18 protein-coding genes are annotated in these 23,343 nt (G+C 69.7%); 10 read left to right on the forward strand and 8 right to left on the reverse strand.

What is annotated here, in order from left to right; translation table 11 throughout:
- The first annotated feature begins 157 nt into the window (after positions 1 to 157).
- Positions 158 to 1,045: a DMT family transporter gene (locus tag NHL60_RS13495; protein ID WP_253444290.1), complete on the forward strand. Its 888-nt coding sequence runs from the start codon at positions 158 to 160 to the stop codon at positions 1,043 to 1,045.
- A gap of 32 nt (positions 1,046 to 1,077) precedes the next feature.
- Here the strand turns inward: NHL60_RS13495 and NHL60_RS13500 are convergent, their stop codons facing one another.
- On the reverse strand, positions 1,078 to 3,039 hold the full coding sequence (locus NHL60_RS13500) for a sigma-54-dependent Fis family transcriptional regulator (protein ID WP_253444293.1): 1,962 nt from the start codon (positions 3,037 to 3,039) through the stop codon (positions 1,078 to 1,080).
- A 372-nt stretch (positions 3,040 to 3,411) separates the two neighbouring features.
- Here NHL60_RS13500 and NHL60_RS13505 point away from each other — a divergent pair, with 372 nt between their 5' ends.
- Positions 3,412 to 5,208: an NAD(P)/FAD-dependent oxidoreductase gene (locus tag NHL60_RS13505; protein WP_253444296.1), complete on the forward strand. Its 1,797-nt coding sequence runs from the start codon at positions 3,412 to 3,414 to the stop codon at positions 5,206 to 5,208.
- A 107-nt stretch (positions 5,209 to 5,315) separates the two neighbouring features.
- Here NHL60_RS13505 and NHL60_RS13510 read toward each other — a convergent pair whose 3' ends face one another.
- The 6 genes from NHL60_RS13510 to NHL60_RS13535 all read right to left on the reverse strand — a co-directional run bounded on the left by NHL60_RS13510 (position 5,316) and on the right by NHL60_RS13535 (position 13,005).
- Positions 5,316 to 6,089, reverse strand: coding sequence for an enoyl-CoA hydratase-related protein (locus NHL60_RS13510; RefSeq protein WP_253444298.1), 774 nt, complete (start codon positions 6,087 to 6,089; stop codon positions 5,316 to 5,318).
- Positions 6,090 to 6,191: 102 nt separating this feature from the next.
- Positions 6,192 to 7,040 carry a 3-hydroxybutyryl-CoA dehydrogenase gene (locus NHL60_RS13515; RefSeq protein ID WP_253444301.1) on the reverse strand — a complete coding sequence of 283 codons (849 nt, stop codon included), beginning with the start codon at positions 7,038 to 7,040 and terminating at the stop codon, positions 6,192 to 6,194.
- A 36-nt stretch (positions 7,041 to 7,076) separates the two neighbouring features.
- Positions 7,077 to 8,708, reverse strand: a complete 1,632-nt coding sequence (locus NHL60_RS13520; RefSeq protein ID WP_253444304.1) for an acyl-CoA synthetase — start codon at positions 8,706 to 8,708, stop codon at positions 7,077 to 7,079.
- Between the two features lie 103 nt (positions 8,709 to 8,811).
- On the reverse strand, positions 8,812 to 10,605 hold the full coding sequence (locus NHL60_RS13525) for an acyl-CoA dehydrogenase (RefSeq protein WP_253444307.1): 1,794 nt from the start codon (positions 10,603 to 10,605) through the stop codon (positions 8,812 to 8,814).
- Positions 10,606 to 10,704: 99 nt separating this feature from the next.
- The gene (locus NHL60_RS13530; protein WP_253444320.1) at positions 10,705 to 12,126 is read right to left on the reverse strand and encodes an MFS transporter; all 1,422 of its coding nucleotides are present in this window, start codon (positions 12,124 to 12,126) and stop codon (positions 10,705 to 10,707) included.
- Between the two features lie 177 nt (positions 12,127 to 12,303).
- Complete coding sequence (locus tag NHL60_RS13535) at positions 12,304 to 13,005, reverse strand: class I SAM-dependent methyltransferase (protein ID WP_253444323.1); 702 nt, start codon at positions 13,003 to 13,005, stop codon at positions 12,304 to 12,306.
- A 40-nt stretch (positions 13,006 to 13,045) separates the two neighbouring features.
- Between NHL60_RS13535 and NHL60_RS13540 the strand changes: the two genes are divergently transcribed.
- The 4 genes from NHL60_RS13540 to NHL60_RS13555 all read left to right on the forward strand — a co-directional run bounded on the left by NHL60_RS13540 (position 13,046) and on the right by NHL60_RS13555 (position 16,455).
- Entirely contained in the window at positions 13,046 to 13,453 is a 408-nt protein-coding gene (locus NHL60_RS13540; protein ID WP_253444326.1) for a VOC family protein, read from the forward strand.
- A 95-nt stretch (positions 13,454 to 13,548) separates the two neighbouring features.
- Complete coding sequence (locus NHL60_RS13545) at positions 13,549 to 13,923, forward strand: DUF4870 domain-containing protein (RefSeq protein WP_253444329.1); 375 nt, start codon at positions 13,549 to 13,551, stop codon at positions 13,921 to 13,923.
- 69 nt (positions 13,924 to 13,992) lie between these two features.
- Complete coding sequence (locus NHL60_RS13550) at positions 13,993 to 15,348, forward strand: IS1182 family transposase (protein ID WP_253443240.1); 1,356 nt, start codon at positions 13,993 to 13,995, stop codon at positions 15,346 to 15,348.
- Positions 15,349 to 15,525: 177 nt separating this feature from the next.
- Positions 15,526 to 16,455 carry a lysophospholipid acyltransferase family protein gene (locus tag NHL60_RS13555; protein ID WP_253444332.1) on the forward strand — a complete coding sequence of 310 codons (930 nt, stop codon included), beginning with the start codon at positions 15,526 to 15,528 and terminating at the stop codon, positions 16,453 to 16,455.
- Between the two features lie 14 nt (positions 16,456 to 16,469).
- Here the strand turns inward: NHL60_RS13555 and NHL60_RS13560 are convergent, their stop codons facing one another.
- Entirely contained in the window at positions 16,470 to 18,041 is a 1,572-nt protein-coding gene (locus NHL60_RS13560) for an alkaline phosphatase (protein ID WP_253444337.1), read from the reverse strand.
- A gap of 196 nt (positions 18,042 to 18,237) precedes the next feature.
- Between NHL60_RS13560 and NHL60_RS13565 the strand changes: the two genes are divergently transcribed.
- The 4 genes from NHL60_RS13565 to NHL60_RS13580 are packed head-to-tail and all read left to right on the forward strand — an operon-like array spanning position 18,238 to position 23,339.
- Positions 18,238 to 19,815 (forward strand): glucan biosynthesis protein, encoded by a 1,578-nt coding sequence (locus tag NHL60_RS13565; protein WP_253444340.1) that lies wholly within the window; start codon positions 18,238 to 18,240, stop codon positions 19,813 to 19,815.
- Entirely contained in the window at positions 19,787 to 21,709 is a 1,923-nt protein-coding gene (gene mdoH, locus NHL60_RS13570) for a glucans biosynthesis glucosyltransferase MdoH (protein ID WP_253444343.1), read from the forward strand. The genes NHL60_RS13565 and mdoH overlap by 29 nt, the downstream gene beginning before the upstream one ends.
- Entirely contained in the window at positions 21,706 to 22,518 is an 813-nt protein-coding gene (locus NHL60_RS13575; protein ID WP_253444346.1) for an FkbM family methyltransferase, read from the forward strand. The genes mdoH and NHL60_RS13575 overlap by 4 nt, the downstream gene beginning before the upstream one ends.
- On the forward strand, positions 22,515 to 23,339 hold the full coding sequence (locus NHL60_RS13580; RefSeq protein ID WP_253444348.1) for a creatininase family protein: 825 nt from the start codon (positions 22,515 to 22,517) through the stop codon (positions 23,337 to 23,339). Before NHL60_RS13575 ends, NHL60_RS13580 begins: the two co-directional genes overlap by 4 nt.
- The last annotated feature ends 4 nt before the right edge of the window (positions 23,340 to 23,343 follow it).

A 23,343-nucleotide genomic window follows, 5' to 3' on the forward strand; every position in this document is an offset into this window, starting at 1 on the left:
TGCCGCGAATGAGGGCTCGCTCCACGCCCCTTTCCATTGCCTCCTTCCCATCGCACTCTTCCCATCAAACTCTTCCCATCGAACTCTTCCCATTGTCCCCGGGCCGCCGTAACCTGATCGTTTCCCTGCGAACGATGCCCTCCTCCAAGGAACCGGAATGTCTCCCGCCGATACCCTGCGCCTGCTGCTGCTCTCCTCGCTGTGGGGCCTGTCATTCATCTTCATGCGCGTGGCGGTGCCCGAGTTCGGGCCCGTGCCGCTGATCCTGGTGCGCATGGGCATCGGCGCCCTGCTGCTGGTGCCGCTGCTGCTCAGCCTGCACTACCTGAGGCTGGTGTGGGCCAACAAGGGCGGGCTCTTCGTGCTGGGCGTGATCAACCACGTGCTGCCCTTCTCGCTGCTGGCGCTGGCCACCACCCGGCTGGAGGCCGGCTTCACCTCGCTGATCAATGCCACCACGCCGATCTTCACGGCGCTGCTCGGGGCGCTGTTCTTCGCCACGCCGGTGAGGCGGGAGCAGTACCTGGGCCTGGCCCTGGCGTTCTTCGGCGTCTACGTGCTCTCGGTGGACCGGCTGGACTTCGCCCTGGGCGGCGACGGCTGGTTCATCCTCGCCGTGCTGGGGGCCACCTTCTGCTACGGGGTGGCCAGCAACTACGCCCGGATGCACCTCGCCCACCTGCCGGTGCGGGTGCTGGCGGCGGGCAGCTCGGCCATGTCGGCGCTGGTGCTGCTGGTACCGGGGCTGCTGCTGTGGCCCGCCGAGCCGATCAGCGGCCTGGCCTGGGCCAACGGCCTGGCGCTCGCGGTGCTCAGCACCACCCTGGCCTTCCTGCTCTACTTCGGATTGATCGCCAGCGCCGGCGCCACCGCCACCTCCACGGTGACCTTCCTGGTGCCGGTCAGCGCCCTGCTGTGGGGCTACCTGCTGCTGGACGAGCGGCTGAGCCTGCAGGTCCTGGCCGGTATGGCGATCACCCTGGCCGGCACCGCCGTGGCCACCGGCCTGCTGCGCCTGAGGCGCCGCGACCTGGCGAAAGACTGACTCGGTGCCGCAGACGGGTCGCCGGCAAGCGCTCAGCCGCCTGCCAGGTGGTTGGGGGCCACCAGCCCGTGGCGCCGCATCCGGCGGTAGACCGTGGGCCGCGAGACGCCGAGTCGCCGCGCCACCAGGCTGACGTTCCAGCGCGCCTCGTCGAGCAGGTCCTGCAGGGCACGGCCATCATCGGCCACGGCGCCGTCGAACGTCACGGCCTTGAACGATCGCGCCGCGAGGGTGGCCCCCTGGCACTCCTCCGGCAGGTCGTGCACGGTGATCTCCTCCCCTTCCGCCGTCGCCAGGGCGAAGCTCAGGGCATTCCTGAGCTGGCGAATGTTGCCCGGCCAGGCATGGCCCAGCAGCGCGCTCATGGCGTCCGCACGCAACGGCCTCGCCTCGCCCCGCTCCGCCAGCAGGCCCTCGTAGACGCTGCGGATCACGAAGTGCTTGTCGGCCCGCTCGCGCAGCGCCGGGAGCCGCAGCTGGGCGCCGTTCAGGCGGTAGTAGAGATCCTCGCGGAAACGCCCCTCGGCGATCAGCGCCGCCATGTCTCGGTGGGTCGCGGTGATCACCCGGATGTCGACCTTGACCGGCGTGTCGGCACCCAGCGGCATCACCTCGCGCTCTGCCAGCACCCGAAGCAGGCGGCTCTGCAAAGGCAGTGGCATATCGCCGATCTCATCGAGGAAGAGGGTGCCGCCGTCGGCCTGCTGGATCAGCCCGCGCATGCCCTTGGGGCGCCCGCCGGTGAAGGCGCCTGGGAGGTAGCCGAAGAGCTCGCTCTCCACCAGCGCCTCGGGAATGGCCGCGCAGTTCACCGCCACGAAGGGCTTCGCGGCACGCCTGCCGCTGTCGTGAAGGGCGCGGGCCAGCACCTCCTTCCCGGTGCCGGTCTCGCCGGTCACCAGCACGCTCACCTCCTCGTTGCGCAGGCGGCGCGCCAGCTTGAGGACGCGGTGCATGGCGGGGTCATCGGCAGCCAGCCCGTCCAGGGCCGGCACCGCCTCCGCACAGGCGTGCGCCGTGGGTGCCGGCAGGCGTCGGTTCCTGGGCTCGATCAGGGTGATGAAGCAGGTCGTGTCACTGGCCCGCACCCGGAACGCCCGGATCTGATCCTCGCCCGAGGAGAGGATCCCCAGCAGATCGCCCAGGTCGCCGTCGAAGAGCTGGGGGGCCGTGGGCACCTGCTGTGGTGACCAGGCAGGCCAGCGCGCCAGGTGCGCCTCGATCAGGGCGCGCCCGTTGCCGTTGGCGGCGATGATGCTGCCGTCCTCCTCGATGGCGATCAGGCCGCGCCCGTTGAGGTGGACGAACTCCCGGGCGGTGTCGTAGCGCAGGATCAGGCTGTCGCGGTAGCGATGCAGGAAGTAGGCATCCTCGATCATCCGGGCGTAGAGGTTGACCAGCGAGAGGCCGAAGTTCTGGCTCTCCTGAGAGCGCGGCGACTGCAGGGCGGAGATGTCCAGCACCGCAATCACCTCCCCCTGGGGATCGGTGATCGGTGCCGCCGTGCAGGTCAGGCCGATATGGGTGGCATCGAAGTGATCGTTGTGGTGGCAGGTGATCGCCCGGGTATCGTGGATGCAGGTGCCCACCGCACAGGTTCCCGCATAGCGCTCGTCCCAGTCGGCGCCGAGGTAGAGGCCGGCCTTGCGCAGGGCGCGGTCGTGCTCGCGCTGGCCGCGAAAGTCCACGGTGATGCCGCGCTGGTCGGTCAGCAGCAGCACATAGCCCAGCCTGGCCACCTGTGAATAGAGCTGATCCACCCCGGCACGGGCCACGTGGAGAAGCTCATCCACCGGCTCGCGATGCGCCAGCAGCGCCTGTCGGGTCAGGACACGCACCTGGCGTGGCTGACAGGGGTCGAGACGATACTCGCCCATGCAGCGCTGCCAGGAACGGCGGATCACCTCGCGGCAGTCGGCCAGGGGAATATCCCCGCCCTCGCCGAGGCGGACCAGTGTCTCGATATGCTGGCGCTGTTCGGTACGAAGCGTCATGGCGCCTCCCGAGATGACCCCGCTCCGCCCAGGGGAGTAGCGGCGGGGCCATGAGTTGTTGTTGTGTGGCTGCGCTTGTCTGGCAGGCCAGCTATCAGCCTATGCCGCATCGCGCGGGAGTCAATCGGCTCGCCCTTCACCCTTGGTCGAGACGTTACAGGTGTAACGCCGGCGACAGCCCGTACAGGTGACAGCTGTCACGTTGTGCTCGCTCTGGTGCCTGTGACGAGGGGCGCACCCACCTGTCTCCCGGGGGTCAATTCTCCATGTTTTCAGAAAGATAGCCTGACGAAACGCGTCAGCAGTGGCTTCTGGCACGCCTCCTGCTTTGGGAGGGGCGTGTCACCTACCAACAACAACCGGAGATTCCCGATGACGACACGCACGCCAACCCAGGACGTCCAGCAGTGGCTGGGCGACTTCGAGACCGCCCTCGAGCAGCGCGATATCCAGCGGGTGCTCTCCCTGTTCGGCGAGGAGTGCTACTGGCGAGACCTGGTCGCCTTCACCTGGAACCTCAAGACGCTGGAGGGCAAGGACCAGATCCAGTCCATGCTCGATGCCACCCTGGCCGAGACCCGCCCCACCCGCTGGCAGATCGACGGCGAGGCCAGCGAGGCCAACGGCGTGACCGAGGCTTGGATCACCTTCGAGACCGGCGTGGCAAACGGCAAGGGACTGGTGCGCCTGAAGGAAGGCAAGTGCTGGACGCTGCTGACCACCATGCAGGAGCTCAAGGACCACCCCGAGCCGCGCCGTGACAGGCGCCCCAAGGGGGCCCAGCACGGCGCCAGCAAGTCCCGCGAGACCTGGCTCGAGGCCCGGGAACGCGAGCAGCAGGAGCTCGGCTACACGCGCCAGCCCTACTGCGTGATCATCGGCGGCGGCCAGGGCGGCATCGCCCTCGCCGCGCGCCTGCGCCAGCTGGACGTGCCCACCATCGTGGTGGAGAAGAACCCGCGCCCCGGCGACTCCTGGCGCAACCGCTACAAGTCGCTGTGCCTGCACGACCCGGTGTGGTACGACCACCTGCCCTATATCCCCTTCCCCGAGAACTGGCCGGTCTTCGCCCCCAAGGACAAGCTCGGCGACTGGCTGGAGATGTATACCCGGGTGATGGAGCTCAACTACTGGGGTGCCACGGAGTGCGAGAGCGCCCGCTTCGACGAGGCCGCCGGCGAGTGGGTGATCGAAGTCAACCGCGACGGCGAGCGGGTGACGCTGCGGCCACAGCAGCTGGTGCTGGCCACCGGGATGTCCGGGATGCCCAGCATCCCGCACTTCCCGGGCGCCGAGACCTTCGAGGGCGAGCAGCAGCACTCCAGCCAGCACCCCGGGCCAGACGCCTATCGCGGCAAGAAGGTGGTCGTGGTGGGCTCCAACAACTCCGCCCATGACATCTGCGCGGCGCTGTGGGAGAACGAGGCCGACGTCACCATGCTGCAGCGCTCTTCGACCCATATCGTCAGGTCCGACTCGCTGATGGACGTGGTACTCGGCCCGCTCTATTCAGAGGAGGCCGTCAACAACGGCATCACCCACGACAAGGCCGACCTGATCTTCGCCTCGATCCCCTACAGGGTGCTGCCCGACTTCCAGAGGCCGGCCTTCGACGCGATCCGTGAACGGGACGCCGAGTTCTACCGGCGGCTGGAGGATGCCGGCTTCCTGCTGGACTTCGGCACCGACGACTCCGGGCTGTTCCTGAAGTACCTGCGGCGGGGTTCCGGCTACTACATCGACGTAGGGGCCTGCGACCTGGTCGCCAGCGGCGAGATCAAGCTGCGCAGCGGCGTCGGCATCGAACGGATCAACCCGCGCTCGGTGACGCTCACCGACGGCTCCGAGCTTCCCGCAGACCTGATCGTCTATGCCACCGGCTACGGCTCCATGAACGGCTGGGCGGCCCGCATCATCTCTCAGGAGGTGGCCGACAAGGTCGGCAAGTGCTGGGGCCTGGGCTCCGATACCCCCAAGGACCCGGGGCCCTGGGAAGGCGAGCTGCGCAACATGTGGAAGCCCACCCAGCAGGAGGCGCTGTGGTTCCACGGTGGCAACCTGCACCAGTCACGCCACTACTCCCAGTACCTGTCACTGCAGCTCAAGGCCCGCATGGAGGGCATCCCGACCCCGGTCTACGGCCTGCAGGAGGTACACCACCTGGCCTGATCACCTGGCCTGATCACCGGGGCGGCTCCCGCTCCATCGCGAAACAACAGCGCGGCCGTGGCACTCGTGCCACGGCCGCGCTGCGGTTCGACGTCACACGGGCCGAATCAGAAGTTCGGCTTGCGCTTCTCGACGAAGGCGCTCATGCCCTCGGTCTGCTCGTCGCCGGCGAAGCAGAAGGCGAACAGCGCGGTCTCCAGCGCCAGGGCGCTGTCCAGGTCCTGGTCCATGCCGTCGTGGATCGCCTGCTTGGCGGCGCGCACCGACTCGGGGCCGTTGCCGCCCAGCTGCTTGGTGAGCTCCTCGGCGTAGGCCTCGAGCTCGCTCTGTGGCATCACACGGTTGACCAGGCCGATACGCAGGGCCTCATTGGCATCGATCTTGCGGCCGGTGGTGCACAGGTCGATGGCCATGGCCGGGCCGACGCGGCGCGGCAGGCGCTGGGTGCCGCCGAAGCCGGGAATCACGCCCAGCAGCACCTCGGGCTGGCCGAAGATGGCGTTGTCGCTGGCCACCGCCCAGTCGCAGGCCAGGGCCAGCTCGCAGCCGCCGCCCAGGCAGAAGCCGTTGACCAGCGCCACGGTGGGCACCGGCAGGGTCTCCAGCCGCTTGAGGGTGGCGAGTGCCTGGCGGGCGAAGGCGCGGGCCTCTTCCGGGGTCTTGGTGCGCATCTCGGCGATGTCGGCACCGGCCACGAAGGACTTCTCGCCGGCGCCGGTGACCAGCACCGCGCGCAGGTCGTCGCGGGCCTCCAGCTCGGCCAGCACGCGCTCGAGCTCGCTAAGCACGTCGCTGTTCAGGGCGTTGAGCGCCTTGGGGCGGTTGATGGTCAGGCGCACGATGCCGGCGTTGTCGACGACGTCGATCAGGGACTCGCTCATGGATGGGGCTCCTCGGGTTGTTGTTCGATCATGGAAATCGAGACGCTACCGCCCAACCCTAGCGAACGCTTGGTTGGGCGGCAATCCCCTCTTTTGTCGGGCTCAGCCGTAGACGTGGAAACCGCGGCCGCTCTTGCGGCCCAGGTAGCCGGCGGCCACCATGCGCCTGAGCAGCGGGCAAGGGCGATACTTCGGGTCGCCGAAGCCCTCCTGCAGCACCTCCATGATGGAGAGGCAGACGTCCAGGCCGATCAGGTCGGCCAGGGCCAGCGGGCCCATGGGATGGGCGGCGCCAAGCTTCATGGACTCGTCGATGTCCTCGGCGCTGGCCACCCCCTCCTGGAGCAGGAAGGCCGCCTCGTTGATCATCGGCACCAGCAGGCGGTTGACCGCAAAGCCCGGGGAGTCGGCGATGGCCACGGCGGTCTTGCCCAGCGAAGCCGTCAGCGCCTCGATGCGCGCCACGGTGGCGTCACTGGTCTGCTCGGCGCGGATCACCTCGACCAGCTTGAGCACCGGCACCGGGTTGAAGAAGTGCATGCCCACCACCCGCTCCGGGCGCTCGCACACCGCGGCGAGCCGGGTCAGCGACAGCGAGGAGGTGTTGGAGGCCAGTATCGCCTCGTGGGTCAGGCGGCTCAGGTCACGGAACAGCTTCTCCTTGAGGGCCGGCTGCTCGGGGGCCGCCTCGATGATCACCTCGCAGTCGCGCAGGGCGTCCAGGGCGGTGGAGGTGGCCAGGCGCACCATGGCGGCGTCCTTGTCGGCCTCGGAGAGCTTCTCCCTGGCCACCAGCTTGCCCAGGCCCTTGTCGATACCGCCTCGGGCGCGTTCCAGCTGCTCGTCGGCCACGTCGTAGAGCTGCACGGCAAAGCCGCTCTGGACCAGCACCTGGGCGATGCCCTGGCCCATGGTGCCGGCGCCTACCACGCCGATCGCTTGCTCACTCATTGCACTCTCTCCTTGGTTGTTGTCAGGCCGGGGCGATCACTGCTTGCGGGCTTCGTCGCGCAGCACGAACTTCTGGATCTTGCCGGTGGAGGTCTTGGGCAGCTCGGTGAAGATCACCGTCTTCGGCGCCTTGAAGTGGGCCAGGCGCGCGCGGCAGTGATCAATGATGTCCTGCTCGGTCACCTCACCGTAGCCCACCTTGAGCTTGACGAAGGCGCAGGGGGTCTCGCCCCACTTCTCGTCGGGCTTGGCCACCACCGCGGCCTCCTCCACCGCCGGGTGCGCGTAGATGGCATCCTCCACCTCGATGGTGGAGATGTTCTCGCCGCCGGAGATGATGATGTCCTTGGAGCGGTCCTTGATCTCGATGTAGCCGTCCGGATGCCACACGGCCAGATCGCCGGTATGGTACCAGCCCCCCTCCAGGGCCTGCTCGGTGGCCGCCGCGTTCTTCAGGTAGCCCTTCATCACGTTGTTGCCGCGCATCAGGATCTCCCCGAGGGTGGCACCATCCTTGGGCACCGGCTCCAGGGTGTTGGGGTCGGCCACGCAGAGCGCCTCCAGCATGTGGTAGCGCACCCCCTGACGAGACTTGAGCCTGGCCCGCTCCTCGGCGGGCAGCTCGTTCCACGCCTCGCGCCAGGCGCAGGAGGTGACCGGGCCATAGACCTCGGTGAGGCCATAGACGTGGGTCACGTCGATACCCATGCGCTCCACGCCGGCGATCACCGAGGCGGGCGGCGCGGCGCCGGCGGTGGTGACCTTGACCTCGTGACTGAAGTCGCGCTTCTGGTCATCGGGCAGGTTGACCAGGCCGTTGAGCACGATGGGCGCCCCGCTGAAGTGGGTCACCCCCTCGTCGGCGATCAGGTCCATGATGCGCTTGGGCTCCACCTTGCGCAGGCAGACGCTGGTCCCGGCGGCAGCGGCGATGGTCCAGGGGAAGCACCAGCCGTTGCAGTGGAACATCGGCAGGGTCCAGAGATAGACCGGGTGGTGGGGCATCGCCCAGACCAGGATATTGCTGGTGGCGTTCAGATAGGCGCCGCGATGGTGGTAGACCACCCCCTTGGGCTTGCCGGTGGTGCCGGAGGTGTAGTTGAGCGAGATCGCCTGCCACTCGTCCTCGGGCAGCCGGTAGGGGTAGGCCGGGTCGCCCTCGGCGAGCAGCGCCTCGTACTCCAGGGCGCCGATGGCCCGCCCCTGGGGCATGAACTCGGGGTCCGCCACGTCGATGATCAGCGGCTTGTCGTCGAGCGTCGCCACCGCCTCCTCGATGACATCGGCAAACTCGGGGTCGACCAGGATCGCCTTCGCCTCGCCGTGGGCCAGCATGTAGGCGATGGCCTCGGCATCCAGGCGGATGTTCAGGGTGTTGAGCACGCAGCCCGCCAGGGGCACGCCGAAGTGAGCCTCGAACATGGCCGGCACGTTGGGCAGCATGGCGGCCACCGTCTCGCCGGGCTTGATGCCGCGTTTCTCGATGGCCGAGGCGAGCCGCCGACAGCGCTCCCAGGTGGTGCCCCAGTCCCGGCGCAGTTCGCCGTAGACCACCGCCGGATAGTCCGGATAGACCGAGGCGGTGCGCTCGATGAAGGTCAGCGGCGAGAGCGCCACGTGGTTGGCCGGCGTCTGCGGCAGACCCTGTTCGAAGATGCTCTGACTCATGGGTGGCTCCGTAGCATGTCTTGTGCGCTGTTGAAGGCGTCGTGATCAACGCTGTCATGAACGGCCGCCGCCGGCGCGGGGCCGGCGGCGACAAGGTAGCGGGCTACTGGGCGGCGGCGTCGAAGGCGGCGAGGCTCGCCATGCCGGCCTCGATGACCGCGCGCTGGGCGCGGCCCACCGGCAGCCACTGGCGAATGGCGTAGTCGGCGCTCTGCCGCTTGGTCTGATAGAAGGGGTCATCGCGGCCCTCGGCGATGGCCGCACTGGCCTTGAGGGCCGCCTGCCCCATCTGCCAGGCGCACAGCACGTGGCCGGCGAGGTTCAGGAAGGGGGTGGCGTAGGCCTGGACGGCATCGGCACCGCTCTCTGGGTCGGCCCCGGCCTCCAGCACCGCGGCCATGGCGGCGCGCAGGTCGGCGGCGCCACCGGCCAGGCTCTCGCCCAGGGCAGCGTGCTCACCGCTCGCCTCGAGGGCCGCGGCGGTGGCCTCCACCTGGTCGAGAAGGCCCCCGAGGGCCGCACCGCCGTCGCGCTGCAGCTTGCGCCCGGCGAGGTCCAGGGCCTGGATACCGTTGGTGCCCTCGTAGATGGGGGCGATACGGGCGTCGCGCAGCAGCTGGGCGGCGCCGGTCTCCTCGATGAAGCCCATGCCGCCGTGGACCTGCACGCCCAGGGAGGCGATCTCCACGGCCTGGTCGGTGGAGAAGCTCTTGACCACCGGGATCAGCACGTCGACCCGGGCCTGGGCGGCGGCGCGCTCGGCGTCATCCGCGGCGTGGCGGGCCAGGTCGAGCTGGGCGGCGCAGTAGAGAGCCAGGGCGCGCAGCGCATCGGTGCGGGCGCGCATGGAGAGCAGCATACGGCGCACGTCGAGGTGGTCGCTGATGGTGCAGTCGCTGCGACCGGAGCGCGGGCTGCGGCCCTGGGTGCGGTCCAGGGCGTAGGCCACGGCGTGCTGGCAGGCGCGCTCGGCCACGCCGATGCCCTGGATCCCCACCTTGTGACGGGCCTCGTTCATCATGGTGAACATGTGGTTGAGGCCGCGGCCCTCCTCGCCCACCAGGTAGCCGATGGCGCCGTCGTTCTCGCCGAAGCTCAGGGTGCAGGTGGGGGAGCCGTGGATGCCCAGCTTGTGCTCGATGGAGGCGCAGGTGACGTCGTTGCGCGCGCCGAGCGAGCCGTCCTCGTTGACCAGGAACTTGGGCACCAGGAAGAGCGAGATCCCCTTGTTGCCCTCGGGGGCATCGGGCTTGCGCGCCAGCACCAGGTGGATGATGTTCTCGGCGGCGTCGTGCTCGCCCCAGGTGATGTAGATCTTCTGGCCGAAGAGGCGGTAGCTGCCGTCCTCCTGGGGCACGGCCCGGGTGCGCACCTTGGAGAGGTCCGAGCCGGCCTGGGGCTCGGTGAGGTTCATGGTGCCGGTCCAGGTGCCCTCGACCAGCTTCGGCAGGTAGCGCGCCTGCTGCTCCTCGCTGCCGTGATGGGCCAGGGCCTCGATGGCGCCGGCGGTGAGCATGGGGCAGAGCCCCAGCGCCATGTTGGCGCCGTGGAGCATCTCCTGGACCGAGCTTGCCACCACCTCGGGAAGCCCCTGGCCACCCAGGGCCTCGGGCACGCCGATGCCGTTCCAGCCGCCCTCGGCGTAGGCCTGGTAGGCCTCGGCGAAGCCGTCGGGCACGCTCACGCCGCCGTCGTCGCGGCGGGTGCAGCCCTGGCGGTCGCCGCTGGCGTTGAGCGGCGCCCACACCTCACCGGCCAGCCTGGCGGCCTCTTCCAGCACCGCCTCCACCAGGTCGGGGCTGGCCTCCTCGAAGCCGGGCAGGGCAAGGGAGCCATGCTCGAGGAGCTCTTCCAGGACGAAGCGAAGGTCGCGAACGGGGGCAGCAAAGGAGATCATCGAGGCACCTCTAGGAAAAATAATAACTGCGATAGTAGATTCCCTACTTTTCGCCAGCCATTATCCCAAGGTCTTACCTCAGGTCTCGCCCTCCCCGCCTCAACCGCGGGAGGGCAGCGGCTCGATGCCGGGCAGCTCCTCCTGGGTGGGTGTCTCCTCTCCCCGGGCCGACTCCTCGTCGAAATAGGCGACGCGGGACTCGTCGGCGGACGGCGGGCCCACCAGGGGCTCGGCCACCTCCACCTCGGGCACGGCGTCGGAGAGGTCCTCCATGTGCTCGTGCTCGATGGCGCCCTGCACCATCTCCTCGGTGACCACCAGCTCGGCACCGGCGGCGGACATGGGCGCCGTGGGCTGGAAGGGCGCCACCGGCACCGGCGCCGGGCGCACGCTGCGTCGCCAGCCGAAGAAGGCCACCAGGAAGAGCCCCAGGGCGCCGAAGCTCCAGAACAGGCCGGCGTCGCCCAGCACCCCCATCACCGGCGAGACCAGCGGCGGGCTGATCGCCGAGCCGATGGCGTTGATCAGCAGCAGGCCCTGGCTCATGCGCACCAGGGCACCGGCGGGTGCCCGGTCGGCGGCATGGCCCACCGCCACCGGATAGAGGGAGAAGACGCCGCCCCCGAGCAGGAAGAGCAGGCCGGCCAGTATCCAGGGGGTCATCGGCAACCAGAGGATCGCCGCCGAGACCAGGGCGCAGAAGGCGCCGATACCGATCAGCACGATCTGGCGGTCGTGGCGATCCGACCAGCGCCCCACCGGGTATTGCAGCAGCAGGGCACCGAGGATCACCACCGCCATCATCTGGCCGACTCGATCCACCGAGAGGCCGATGCGCTGCAGGTAGAGCGGCAGCAGCGCATAGACCGCCGCCACCGCGAGCCCGGAGCCGAAGCTGCCCATCACCCCGGTAGGGGTCAGGGTGATCAGGCGGTGGGGCGGCAGCGGCTCGGCCTTCTCGATCAGCGGTGAGACCCGGGGAATCATCGCCATGGGCAGCACCGACAGCGACGCCAGCATGCCGATCACCATGAAGGAGGCCGCCCCGCCCATGGCCTCGGTCACCCCCAGCAGCAGCTGGCCGAGCACCCCGGCGGCATAGAGCGAGATCATGTAGAGCGCCAGCAGACGCCCGCGCACCTTCTGGTCGCCGGCGGTGAGCAGCCAGCTCTCGATCACCAGGTAGACCCCGACCGTGGCCCAGCCGCCGATCAGGCGCAGGACGAACCAGGCCCAGGGGTGGTCCACCAGGCCCTGCAGCAGCACCGTGACCGCCACCAGGGAGGCGAAGCTGCCGTAGGCGCGGATATGGCCGATGCGCAGCAGCAGGCGGTCGTTGAGCATGGCGCCCAGGGCCAGGCCGATGAAGTAGGCCGAGGAGACCCAGCCGATCAGCACCGCCGACTCGCCGGCGGCATCCAGGCGCAGGGTGATCACGGTGGAGAGAAAACCGTTGCCAATGCCCAGGATAAAGAGCCCGAGCAGCGGCGCCAGGGCCATGGTCAGCAGTTGCCGCGACATTGCATGCCTCACAGCACAGAGTGGAGAAAACGGGAAGAATGGCAGAGCGCGCCGGCGCCCGCCCGGGGAAACTGCCGCCAGGATCTCGACGGCACCGACCATCGGAGCGCGCGAATCATACGCCCCGATGGAGCCGCGTCAATCACTTTTCCAGCCCGAGGCTCCAGAGCGGGATTTTCATCGGCAACAGGGAACCCGATCAGCAATATTCTCTGAAAGGCCGCCTTCGCGACTCCCCGCTGCGGGCTTCTGCAGCAGCACCACATCGGCGGCGGGAAACTCCACGCTCATGCCCAGCGACTCGGCAAGCCACTGGAAGCTGGCCTCGCTGAAGAAGCCGACATGGGTGGGGTCGAGGATATAGTGCCAGCGGGCGAAGGCCTCCCGGGTCGTGGTCCGCTTGGTCATCAGGCCCAGCCAGCCGCCGGGGCGCAGCCGCCCGGCCAGGCGAGCGAGCACCTCCCCCGGGGCGAAGAGATGCTCGGCCACCTCGGTGGCGGTGATAAAGTCGTACTCCTCCTCCAGGACGCCGGCATCCGGCGCATAGAAGGGGTCATAGATCGCCATGGGGTGCCCCGCCTCCTCGAACATCACCGAGAGGGTGGGGCCGGGGCCGGCGCCGAAGTCGAGCCCCCGGGCGCCGGGGGCGAGGCGCTCGCGCAGCGGGTCGAAGAGCCGTCCCAGGAAGCGGCGGTAGCCGAGGTCGTCCGGGGAGTTCTCGTGCTGGTCGTAGACCGCTCGCTCCTCCGCCGGCGACAGCCGGAAGACCGGCGGCACGAAGACCAGGTCGCAGCGCCGGCAGTGCCGGTAGTCGCGCCGCGCATCGCGATGGTAGAAGGCCGTCTCGGCAGATGCGCATAGCGGGCAGGTCGCCATCATCGTATCCTCTGTGGCAGAACAATCCTCCAAGGAGAAGCGAATGCTGTCAGGTCTGGACCATCTGGTCATCACCGTGACCGATATTTCCCGCGCCGTGGACTTCTACTCACGGGTGCTGGGGCTTGAGGTGCGCTACCGCGATCGCGAGCGTGTCGACCTGATCCTCGGCGACCTGGCCCTGCGCCTGCACTGGACCGCCACCGATATCGAGCCTCGGGCCGCCACTCCGACCCCGGGCAGTCTCGACCTCTGCCTGCGCAGCCTGCTGCCCCTGGAGGAGGTGGCCCGCCACCTCGAGGCCCTGGAGGTGGCGATCGAGCTCGGCCCCGTGGAGCGTCAGGGCGCCACCGGCAAGCTGGAGTCGCTCTACCTGCGCGACCCGGACGGCAACCTGATCGAGATCAGCCGCCCCCTGCGCCAGGCGAGCGCCGAGACAGCCGGCGGCTGAGGCTCTCCGCTCGCCCCTCTCCCGGCTGCCGCTGGCAATGTGTCCGGTGGCCGGTATCATGAGGCCCGAGAATTTTCCTCGGCACAGGGCCGCCCATGAGCAACGACTTCCAGAACGACAACGTCATCATCGAGCAGCGCAAGCCCCCCGACACCACCATGCCCATGGTGGTCTACGCCCTCTACCTGGCCAGCTTCGTGGTGGGCTTCACCTCGGTGGTCGGCGTGGTGATCGCCTACGTCTACCGCGGCAAGGGGCCCGGCTGGCTCGACGAGCACTACCGCTACCAGATCCGCACCTTCTGGATCGGCCTGCTCTACGCCAGCGTGGCCACCCTGCTCACCGTGGTGCTGATCGGCATTCCGCTGCTGATCGCCCTGGCGGTGTGGCTCATCGTGCGCTGCGTCAAGGGCTTCCGCGGCCTGCAGGAGAAGCGCGCCCCGGACAACGTGGATACCTGGCTCTTCTAGCAGTCTGTCGGACTTTCCGTCGCACCGTGAGATACTGACCACCGTCATCGCCGAGCTGAGAAGATCGCCATGAGCCGCTTCATCCCTGTGGACCGCCAGACCGATTACCTGCTGCCGCCTTCGGTAGACGAGTGGTTGCCCGATGGTCACCTGGCGCGGTTCGTTGTCGATGTTGTCGAACAACTGGACCTCTCGACGTTGACCCGGCGTTACATGGGGCGGGGTTCCAAGGCACATCACCCGGCGGTGCTGCTGAGCCTGCTGATCTACGGCTACGCCACCGGGGTGGTCTCCAGCCGCAAGATCGAGCGTGCCACCTATGACTCGGTGGCGTTCCGCTACCTGGCCGCCAATACCCATCCCGACCATGACACGCTGGCCACCTTTCGCCGCCGCTTTCTGCCGGAACTGGAACAGTTGTTCGTACAGGTGCTGCTGCTGGCCCGCGAGATGAAGCTGCTCAAGCTTGGCACCATCGCCCTGGACGGCACCAAGCTCAAGGCCAACGCCAGCAAGCACAAGGCGTTGTCGTATGGCCATGCCAAGAAGCTGGAGGCACAGTTCAGGGCAGAGGTGAAAGCGCTGACCGAGCGGGCCGAGTCGGCGGACAAGGAGGACGCGGCCGACGGCATGGACATCCCCGCCGAGATTGCCCGCCGTGAAGCCCGCCTGGCGGCCATCGCCGAGGCGAAGGCCAAGATCGAGGCGCGCGCCGAGGAGCGGGACGCCACCGAGCAAGCCGCCTATCAGGAAAAGGTGGCGCGGCGGGAGGCGCAGCGCAAGGCCGGCAAGAAGCCCCGTGGGCGTGACCCCGAACCGCCCACTGGTGGCCCGCGTGACAAGGATCAGATCAATTTCACCGACCCGCAGTCGCGCATCATGCCGGTCACCGGCAAGGGGTTTGATCAGTGCTACAACGCCCAAGCCGCGGTTGATACCGACAGCCTGTTGGTGACCCATGTCCACGTCACCCAGGCGACCAATGACAAGCAGCAAGTCATGCCGCTACTGACGGCCTGGCAAGGTTACCCGGAAACGCTGGAAAAACCTGACCACCTGCTGGCCGATACCGGCTACTTCAGTGGCGCCAATGTCCAGGCCTGCCATGCCCATGGCATCGAACCGCTGTTGGCGATGCAGCGCGACGTCCACCACCTCCCGGTCTTCGAGCGCTTCGCCGCTGATCCTCCTGCCCCGGCGAGCGAGGATCCCGTCGAGCAAATGGCACACCGCTTGAAGACGCAGGCGGGCCGAGCGCTCTACGCATTGCGCAAACATACCGTGGAACCCGTCTTCGGGATCATCAAGCACGTGATGGGGTTCCGGCAGTTCTCGCTGCGCGGCCTGGAGAACGTCAGTGGTGAGTGGCGATTGGCCACCATGGCGTGGAATATCAAGCGGATGCACCGGTTGACGGCGGGCTGAGGGCCGAGGGCTCGCCGCGCCCAACCGGCCAGCAGGCAAGGCGTCAGAACCGCCTTGCAGAAGCTGAGGGGCAGGTTAAGAGCCACACACCAACACCAACACAGGGGGTTGGTGAAGAACCCACGCCTCAGCTCATCCATTAACCTCAAGTCCGACAGACTGCTAGGCGACGCCCCCATGGACGACTCTCGCTCTCACTCCAGTCCCCGCCAGGCCCGCGCCATCGCCGGGCTGTGGCAGGCCCTGGCCGGCCGACGGCTCTCTACCCTGTGGCGCCTGGCGCGAATCGCCGGCCCCCTGGTGCACCGCTTCAGCCGCCGCGAGCGCGAGGTCACCGAGATCAACCTAGGCCAGGTCTACCCGGCGCGCAGCGCCGCCGAGCGCCGCCGCCTGGCCCGGGCGAGCCTGACCCACTCCACCGCCACCATGCTGGAGCTCGGCTTCGCCTGGATGGGCTCGCCCGAGCGAGTCGAGGCGGCGATACTGGCCGTTCACGGCCGGGAGCTGCTCGACGAGGCCCGCGCCGAGGGCCGCGGGGTGATCGTGCTGGCGCCGCACTTCGGCAACTGGGAGGTGCTCAACTTCTGGCTCTCCAGCCACTTCCCCTTCACCGCCATGTACGAGCCGCCGAAGATCGCCGAGCTCGACGCCGTGACCCGCGCCGGGCGCGAGCGCATGGGAGCGAGCCTGGTGCCCACCAACCCCAGGGGCGTCGCCGCCCTGCTCAAGGCGCTCAAGCGCTGCGAGGCGATCGGCATCCTGCCCGACCAGGAGCCCGACTGGGGCAGCGGCGTCTTCGCCCCCTTCTTCGGCCGCCCCGCCTACACTGCCACCCTGCTGCCCAAGCTGGTGGCCCGCACCGAGGCCCGGGTGGTCACCGGAGTCGCCAGGCGCATTCCCGGCCGCGGCTTCGAGATCCATTTCCTCCCCGCCGACGCACGGGTCTACGCGCCGGACGAGGCCGAATCCGCTACCGGCGTCAACGCCTGCGTGGAGGCCGCCATCGCCCTGGACGCGGCCCAGTACCAGTGGGAGTACAAGCGCTACCGCAAGGTGATCGAGGAGCAGCAGGGCGTGCCGAACCACCAGGCGTTCCGGCTCTACTGACACCTCCGCCTGCCTCAGGGCGTGCCAAAGTCCTCATGCAACCAGCCGCGCAGGGCGTCCAGGCCGTGGGTGGCGGGGCCCGGCTCGGGCAGCATGCCGGGCACGAAGCCGCGGGTCAGGAAGGGCTCGAGCAGGGAAGGGTCTGCGCTGATCACATGCACCGGCACCCCAAAGCCCGCCTCCTCGCCGATGATCAGCGGCGCGGCCTGGTGGTCGCCCAGGAGGATCAGCAGGGCCTCATCCCCCAGGTAGTCCGCCGCCCAGCGGGCGCTGACCTCAAGCGAGTAGTCCACCGAGAGTGCATAGTGCTCCCGCACCCGGTCCAGATCCTGCCACAGCTCATCGGGCGGAATGCCGGCACCCTCCCACTGCGTGAAGAGGCTGCCGTCCCCTATCGCATCCCAATCATCGACCACCGGCAGGATCGGGGTCCAGGGCGCGTGGCTCGAGATCAGAGCGATCTGGGCGAAGAGCGGCGCCTCGGCCGGTCGGCGAATGCGCTGCTCGAAGTGGTGCAGGGTGAACTGGTCGGGCATGGTCACCCAGTTGAAGGGCGGCCCGGCATAGTCGATGTCGGCGGCGGCGTGGATCTCGTCGAAGCCATAGGCCTCCCCCTCCGGCCAGGCCAGGGTGATGGCGGGCATCACGGTCAGGCTGCGGTGGCCGCTGGCGTGGAAGTCATCCACCAGGGTGGGTCTCTCGCTTGCCAGCATCAGCCGGTACCAGAGCGAGTTGTCGATCCGCAGGCCGCTCAGGGTGCTGGCGTGGGCGAGCCAGGACTGGCCGCCCCGGATCGGCGCCTCCAGCATGCCCGTGGCTACCGAGAGCCCGGCGCCCTCCAGGCGCCTGGCCATATCATCGAGTCGCGGCAGGGTCACCTCGGCGAAACGTGGATCGAACACCGACGACTCCCCGTAGGACTCCACGAACACCAGCAGCACATCGCGCCCGGCGAGCCCCGGCAGCGCGGTGGCCTGGCTGGGCGCCTCGGCCATGCGCGCGGCGAAGTCGCGGTGGGCGCGATGGGTCTCGACCAGCTGATGTCCCTGGAAGCGCAGGGTATCCATGGCCGGCGCCCGCGCCACGGGCAGCCAGCGCTGGTGGTGCCACTGGGCCGCCATCAGGGTGCCACTGGCCAACAGCAGCAGGGCGGCCACCAGCGATGCCGCGACGCCGGGCCTGTGCCGCTGGCCGGCGCGCAGTCCACGGTTCAGCCCCCAGCCGGCGAGAGCGATCAGCAGCAGGGCCCCGAGGGAGGCGGCCCAGGCCACCGCAGTGCCCAGGTTGCCCTCCAGCAGATGGAATACCGAGCGCAGCAGCGGCAGGTCCAGATAGAGGTTGAGCGAGCGCCCGAGGGCCAGGTGGGTGGCCGCATCGCCGAGACCGGCGAGCAGCGCCACCAGTACGCCCAGGGTCAGCAGCGGGCGCAGCCAGCCCAGTCGGCCCGCCGGCAGCAGCACCAGCAGGGCCGTCAGCAGCACCGCCTCCAGGGCGATCCAGCGGGTATCGATCCCCCCGAAGCGCAGCCACAGGGGCAGCAGCAGCAGCAGGTTGAGCAGGGCGGCAAGGCCCAGCAGTCGCAGCATCGCGTAAGGCTCCTCGAGGGTGGGGATATTGTGACAGGGTAGCGCACGAGAAAATTGTGTACGCATGACTTACCATGTACAAGGATTGCATCACAAAGATCCACTCCGTCACGCGTGCAGGATCCACCGTCCGTGACGACACTGTTCTGCAGGAGCGAGTCTGCGAGAACGAGCCAGGAAGCCCGGGAGAGACACGATGCCTCTGAGACGACACCCTCGCCTGATGGCGTGCCTGGCCATGGCGCTGCTGCTGGCACTCTCACCGGCTTTGCCGGCCGCCGCCGAGACCACGACTCCCCAAGCGGTCGAGGCGCTCTTCGAGCGCGTCACCGAAAGGGCCGAGGCGCTGGCCGGCCGTCCCCACGATCCCGGCACGGGAGCCTTGCCCGAGGCGCTGCGCGACCTCGACTACGACACCTACCGCCAGATCCGCTTCCGCCCGGAGGCGGCCCTGTGGAGCGACGAGGGGCTCTTCTCGGTGCAGCTCTTCCACACCGGCTTCCTCTTCGAATCGCCGGTCCGGCTGCATATGGTGGAGGACGGCGAGGTCACCGCGCTGGACTTCGACGCCGCGCGCTTTCGCTACGACGACGCGGCCGCCGAGCTGCCGGAGCGGGACCTGACCGGCGCCGGCCACGCCGGCTTCCGGCTGCATTTCCCCCTCAATCGCGCCGACTACCAGGACGAGTTCGCGGTGTTCCTCGGCGCCTCCTATTTTCGCCTGGTGGGCCGCGGCCAGGGCTACGGCCTCTCCGCCCGGGGCCTGGCCATCGACACCGCCCTGCCCCGGGGCGAGGAGTTCCCCGCCTTCCGCGAGTTCTGGCTGGTGCGCCCGGCCCCGGAGGCCACCCGCATGACGGTACTGGCACTCCTCGACAGCCCCTCGCTTGCCGGCGCCTACCGCTTCGACATCGCTCCGGGGCGCGACATCCAGGTGGAGGTGACCGCGCGGCTCTTCGCCCGCCGCGACGTGGAGCGGCTCGGCGTGGCGCCGCTGACCAGCATGTTCGCCCACGGCGACACCACCCCTCGGGCCGTGGACGATCATCGCCCGGCAGTGCACGACTCCGACGGCCTGATGGTGCACACCGGGCGCGGCGAGTGGATCTGGCGGCCGCTCACCAACCCGCGCTCGCTGCGCGTCTCCTCGCTGCTCGACCACGACCCCGAAGGCTTCGGCCTGGCCCAGCGGGAGCGCGACTTCGATCGCTACCTGGATCTGGAGGCCCGCTATGATCGCCGCCCCAGCCAGTGGGTGGAGCCCCTGGCCCCCTGGGGAGCCGGGCGGGTGCAGCTGGTCGAGATCCCCGCGCCGGACGAGACCCACGACAACATCGTCGCCTTCTGGGTCAGCGATATCCCTCTGCGTGCCGGCGAGCGCCGCGAGCTGCGCTACCGCACCCACACCTTCGGCGCCGAGCCCGCCGCGGCGGCACCGGCCAGGGTCATGCGCACCCGCCAGGGCTGGGGCGGGGTGCCCGGCGATCCCAGTCCGCCGCCGCGCAGCCGCCGCCACTTCATGGTCGACTTCGCCGGCGGAGAGCTCGAGGGCCTCTCCCCCGACCAGCCGGTGGAGGCCGAGCTCACGGCGAGCCGCGGCGAGATCCACCACCTGCAGGCGCGCCCCCTGCCGGATGGCCGGGGCTGGCGCGCCTCCTTCAGGCTCGACCCCGACGGCCGGCAACCCAGCGACCTGCGCCTGCATTTGCGCCTGCACGACAAGGTCATCAGCGAGACCTGGAACCATGTCTGGCACCCCGACGAGCAGCGCTAGACTCGCCGCCCGGCGCGGGCGCGACGTCAGCGGTCGGCTGCCCTGGCTGGCCGCCCGTCGAGCCCTGCTGGCGGTGCTCGTCGCCCTCACCACCCTAATCGGTGCAGGACTGATGTGGCACATCCTGCAGCCCGGCGGCATCACGCCGCTGCAGTGGGGCATCCTTGCGCTCTTCAGCGTCATCTTTGCCTGGATCGCCGTGGGCTTCTGGACCGCCGTGGCCGGCTTTCTGCTGCTGCTCGCCGACCGCGACCCCCTGACCCTGGCCCGCCGCCCGCGGGTGGACGCCGAGCGCACCCTGCCGATCACCCGGCGCACCGTGCTGGCCATGCCGATCCACAACGAGTCCCCCAGCCAGGTCGCCGCCACCCTCTCGGCCACCGCCGAATCGCTGATCGCCACCGGGGAGGCGCACCACTTCACGCTCTTCGTGCTCAGCGACACCACCGACCCGGCCATCGCCGCGGCGGAGGCCCGCGCCATCGCCGGGCTCCAGGGTCGCCTCGAGGGGCGCCTGGCCCTGCACTACCGGCGCCGCCCCGGCAATGCCGGGCGCAAGGCGGGCAATATCGCCGAGTTCTGCCGCCGCTGGGGGGCGGCCTTCGACTTCATGGTGGTGCTCGACGCCGACAGCCGCATGGAGGGCGAGACGCTGCTCGGGCTGGTACGGGCCATGCAGGCCCGCCCCGGCGTGGGGCTGATCCAGACGGTGCCGCTGCCGATGCGCCAGCACACCCTGTTCGGCCGCCTGGCCCAGTTCGCCGCCAGCCTCTACGCCCCCATGCTGGCCGCCGGCCAGAGCGCCTGGCAGGGCGACGCCGCCAACTACTGGGGGCACAACGCCATCCTGCGCCTGGGCGCCTTCATGGACCACGCCGGCCTGCCGCGCCTGCCCGGGCGTCCGCCGCTGGGCGGCGAGATCTTGAGTCACGACTTCGTGGAGGCCGCCCTGCTGCGCCGGGCCGGCTGGGAGGTGCAGCTGGAGACCCGGCTGACGGGCAGCTTCGAGGAGATGCCCGGCAACCTGCTCGACTATGCCCGGCGCGATCGGCGCTGGACCCAGGGCAACCTCCAGCACCTGCGCCTGCTGGCGTCGCCGGGCCTGCACGGCCTGAGTCGGCTGCACTTCCTGCTCGGCGCCACCGCCTTCGTCTCCTCGCTGCTGTGGCTCGCCATCCTGCTCGCCGGCAGCCTGGATGCGGTGCTGATCGCCCGCAGCGAACCCGCCTACTTCGGCCATGGCGAGCAGCTCTTCCCCTTCTGGCCCCGGGCGCGCCCCGAGCTGATCGCCGCCCTGCTGGCGATGACCGCCACCCTGCTGCTGCTGCCCAAGCTGCTGGGGCTGCTGCTGGCCCTGGGGCGACGCGCCGGCGGCTATGGCGGACGAGCGCGCCTGGTGATGAGCGCCCTGCTGGAGGGGCTCGCCGCCATTCTGCTGGCCCCGATCATGATGGCCTTCCACAGCGCCTTCGTGGTCGGCGTGCTGACCGGCACCAGCGTCGACTGGGGCGCCCAGGCGCGCGAGGGGCGGGTCGTGCCCTGGCGCGAGGCGCTGCGCCACACCGCCCCCTTCGCCCTGCTCGGGGGAGTGTGGATCGCGCTGGTCCACTGGCAGGTACCGATGCTGGTCGCCTGGCTGGCTCCGGTCTGGGTGGGGCTGGCCCTGTCGCCGCTGCTGGTGCGCGTCAGCGGCAGCCGCCGCCTTGGCGAATGGCTGGCGAGGCGGGGCCTGCTCGACACCCCGGAGCCCCAGGCCCATGCCGGGCTGCTGGAAGCACGCCACGATCTCGTCGCTGACGACGCGGCCGAGACCGATACGCCGGCACCTTGGCCACCGCCCCCCGAGTGCCCCGGAGAGATGCCCACCCAATCCCTTCACAAGGAATCAAGATGACTGCCCTGCTCCTACCGGCCCGCCTGCGCCAGGGCCTCGGCATCGCCCGCTCGCTGGTCATCTACTGGCGCCCCGGGCGGCAGCGCGCGCTGCGCCGCCTCTACACCGACTTCCTCGGCCCCGGCGACCTGGCCTTCGACGTGGGCGCCCACCTGGGCGACCGCACCGCCGCCTTCCAGGCGCTGGGCGCCCGGGTGGTGGCCCTGGAGCCCCAGCCGGGGCTCTTCCGCTGCCTGGAGAGGCTGGTGGGCGGGCGCATCGGCGTCACCCTGCTGCCCGCGGCCGCCGGCGCCTGCCCCGGCGAGGCGGAGCTGGCGGTCAGCGAGGCCAACCCCACCGTCTCCACCCTCGCTCGGGAGTGGCGCGACACCATCGGGGCGCGCAACCCGGGCTTTCGTGATGTGCGCTGGGAGAGCGGCCAGCCCGTGACGGTGACCACCCTGGACGCCTTGATCGCCGAGCACGGCACGCCGCGCTTCTGCAAGATCGACGTGGAGGGGTTCGAGGCCGAGGTGCTGGCGGGGCTCTCCACGCCCCTGGAGGGACTCTCGGTGGAGTTCGTGGCCGGCGCCCTGGAGGTGGCCGAGCGCTGCGTGACACGCCTGGTCGCCCTGGGTGACTATCGCTTCAACGTCATCGAGGGGGAGCGACGCGCCTTCCGCTGGCCCGAGTGGCGCACGGCGGAGGCTACCCTCGCCTGGCTCGAGGCGGGCGCCGACGGCCTCCCCTCCGGCGACCTCTATGCGCGGCTGGCCACCCCGGACGGCCCCACGCCTTCGGACACCTCGACCGCGGAGCCAATCCCATGAGCCACGACACCCCGCCCGTCTTCCCCCGCTGGCAGGACCTGACGACACCCGAGCTTGCCGCCCTGCCAAAGGAGAGCGTGGCGGTGATGGCGCTCGGCGCCATCGAGCAGCACGGTGCCCACCTGCCCCTCTCCACCGATCTCGACATCGGCGAGGGGCTGCTGGCGGCCGCCCTCGCCCAGCTGCCGGCGGGCTTCCCGCTGGTGCAGCTGCCCTCCCTGGCGGTGGGCGCCAGCGATGAGCACCTGAGTTTCCCCGGTACGCTCAGCCTCTCGCCGGAGCTCGCCATCGCCGCCATGGAGGCGCACGGCGAGGCCGTGGCCCGGGCCGGGTTCCAGCGATTGATATGGCTCAACAGCCACGGCGGCAACAAGGCGGTGATGGACCTTGCCGCCCTGCGGCTGCGCCGCCGCCACGGCCTGCTGGTGGTCAAGGTCCACTACATGCGCATGCCGCTACCGGATGACCTCCCGGAAGCGACGCTACCCGCCGAGGAGCTGCGCCACGGGCTGCACGGCGGAGCACTCGAAACCGCCCTGATGCGCCACCTGGCCCCGCACAAGGTGCGCCTGGCGCACCTGGACCACCCGATCTCCCGGGGCCAGGCCATGGCGGACGAGGGCCAGCTGCTGGGCCCGGAGGGCGAAGCGGCCTTCGCCTGGCTGGCGGAGGACCTGCATCCTGGGGGAGTCGTCGGCAACGCCGATCTGGGCACCGCGGCGCTGGGCAGCCGCCTGGTGGCCCACTACGCCGGGCGCATCGCCCGGATACTGCAGGAAACACGGGCGATGCGGCTCGAGCGGGTCAGCGGCGGGCCCTGAAGGC

It is taken from the genome of Halomonas sp. Y3, assembly GCF_024137965.1.
Classification (GTDB): domain Bacteria; phylum Pseudomonadota; class Gammaproteobacteria; order Pseudomonadales; family Halomonadaceae; genus Halomonas; species Halomonas mongoliensis.

Coding starts and splice junctions, on each gene's coding strand:
- NHL60_RS13525 (WP_253444307.1), bottom strand. CDS start 10,605: ATGATCTCCTTTGCTGCCCCCGTTCGCGACCTTCGCTTCGTCCTGGAA.
- NHL60_RS13510 (WP_253444298.1), bottom strand. CDS start 6,089: ATGAGCGAGTCCCTGATCGACGTCGTCGACAACGCCGGCATCGTGCGC.
- NHL60_RS13495 (WP_253444290.1), top strand. CDS start 158: ATGTCTCCCGCCGATACCCTGCGCCTGCTGCTGCTCTCCTCGCTGTGG.
- NHL60_RS13565 (WP_253444340.1), top strand. CDS start 18,238: ATGCCTCTGAGACGACACCCTCGCCTGATGGCGTGCCTGGCCATGGCG.
- NHL60_RS13530 (WP_253444320.1), bottom strand. CDS start 12,126: ATGTCGCGGCAACTGCTGACCATGGCCCTGGCGCCGCTGCTCGGGCTC.
- NHL60_RS13545 (WP_253444329.1), top strand. CDS start 13,549: ATGAGCAACGACTTCCAGAACGACAACGTCATCATCGAGCAGCGCAAG.
- NHL60_RS13515 (WP_253444301.1), bottom strand. CDS start 7,040: ATGAGTGAGCAAGCGATCGGCGTGGTAGGCGCCGGCACCATGGGCCAG.
- NHL60_RS13520 (WP_253444304.1), bottom strand. CDS start 8,708: ATGAGTCAGAGCATCTTCGAACAGGGTCTGCCGCAGACGCCGGCCAAC.
- mdoH (WP_253444343.1), top strand. CDS start 19,787: ATGTCTGGCACCCCGACGAGCAGCGCTAGACTCGCCGCCCGGCGCGGG.
- NHL60_RS13500 (WP_253444293.1), bottom strand. CDS start 3,039: ATGACGCTTCGTACCGAACAGCGCCAGCATATCGAGACACTGGTCCGC.
- NHL60_RS13580 (WP_253444348.1), top strand. CDS start 22,515: ATGAGCCACGACACCCCGCCCGTCTTCCCCCGCTGGCAGGACCTGACG.
- NHL60_RS13505 (WP_253444296.1), top strand. CDS start 3,412: ATGACGACACGCACGCCAACCCAGGACGTCCAGCAGTGGCTGGGCGAC.
- NHL60_RS13560 (WP_253444337.1), bottom strand. CDS start 18,041: ATGCTGCGACTGCTGGGCCTTGCCGCCCTGCTCAACCTGCTGCTGCTG.
- NHL60_RS13540 (WP_253444326.1), top strand. CDS start 13,046: ATGCTGTCAGGTCTGGACCATCTGGTCATCACCGTGACCGATATTTCC.
- NHL60_RS13535 (WP_253444323.1), bottom strand. CDS start 13,005: ATGATGGCGACCTGCCCGCTATGCGCATCTGCCGAGACGGCCTTCTAC.
- NHL60_RS13555 (WP_253444332.1), top strand. CDS start 15,526: ATGGACGACTCTCGCTCTCACTCCAGTCCCCGCCAGGCCCGCGCCATC.
- NHL60_RS13550 (WP_253443240.1), top strand. CDS start 13,993: ATGAGCCGCTTCATCCCTGTGGACCGCCAGACCGATTACCTGCTGCCG.
- NHL60_RS13575 (WP_253444346.1), top strand. CDS start 21,706: ATGACTGCCCTGCTCCTACCGGCCCGCCTGCGCCAGGGCCTCGGCATC.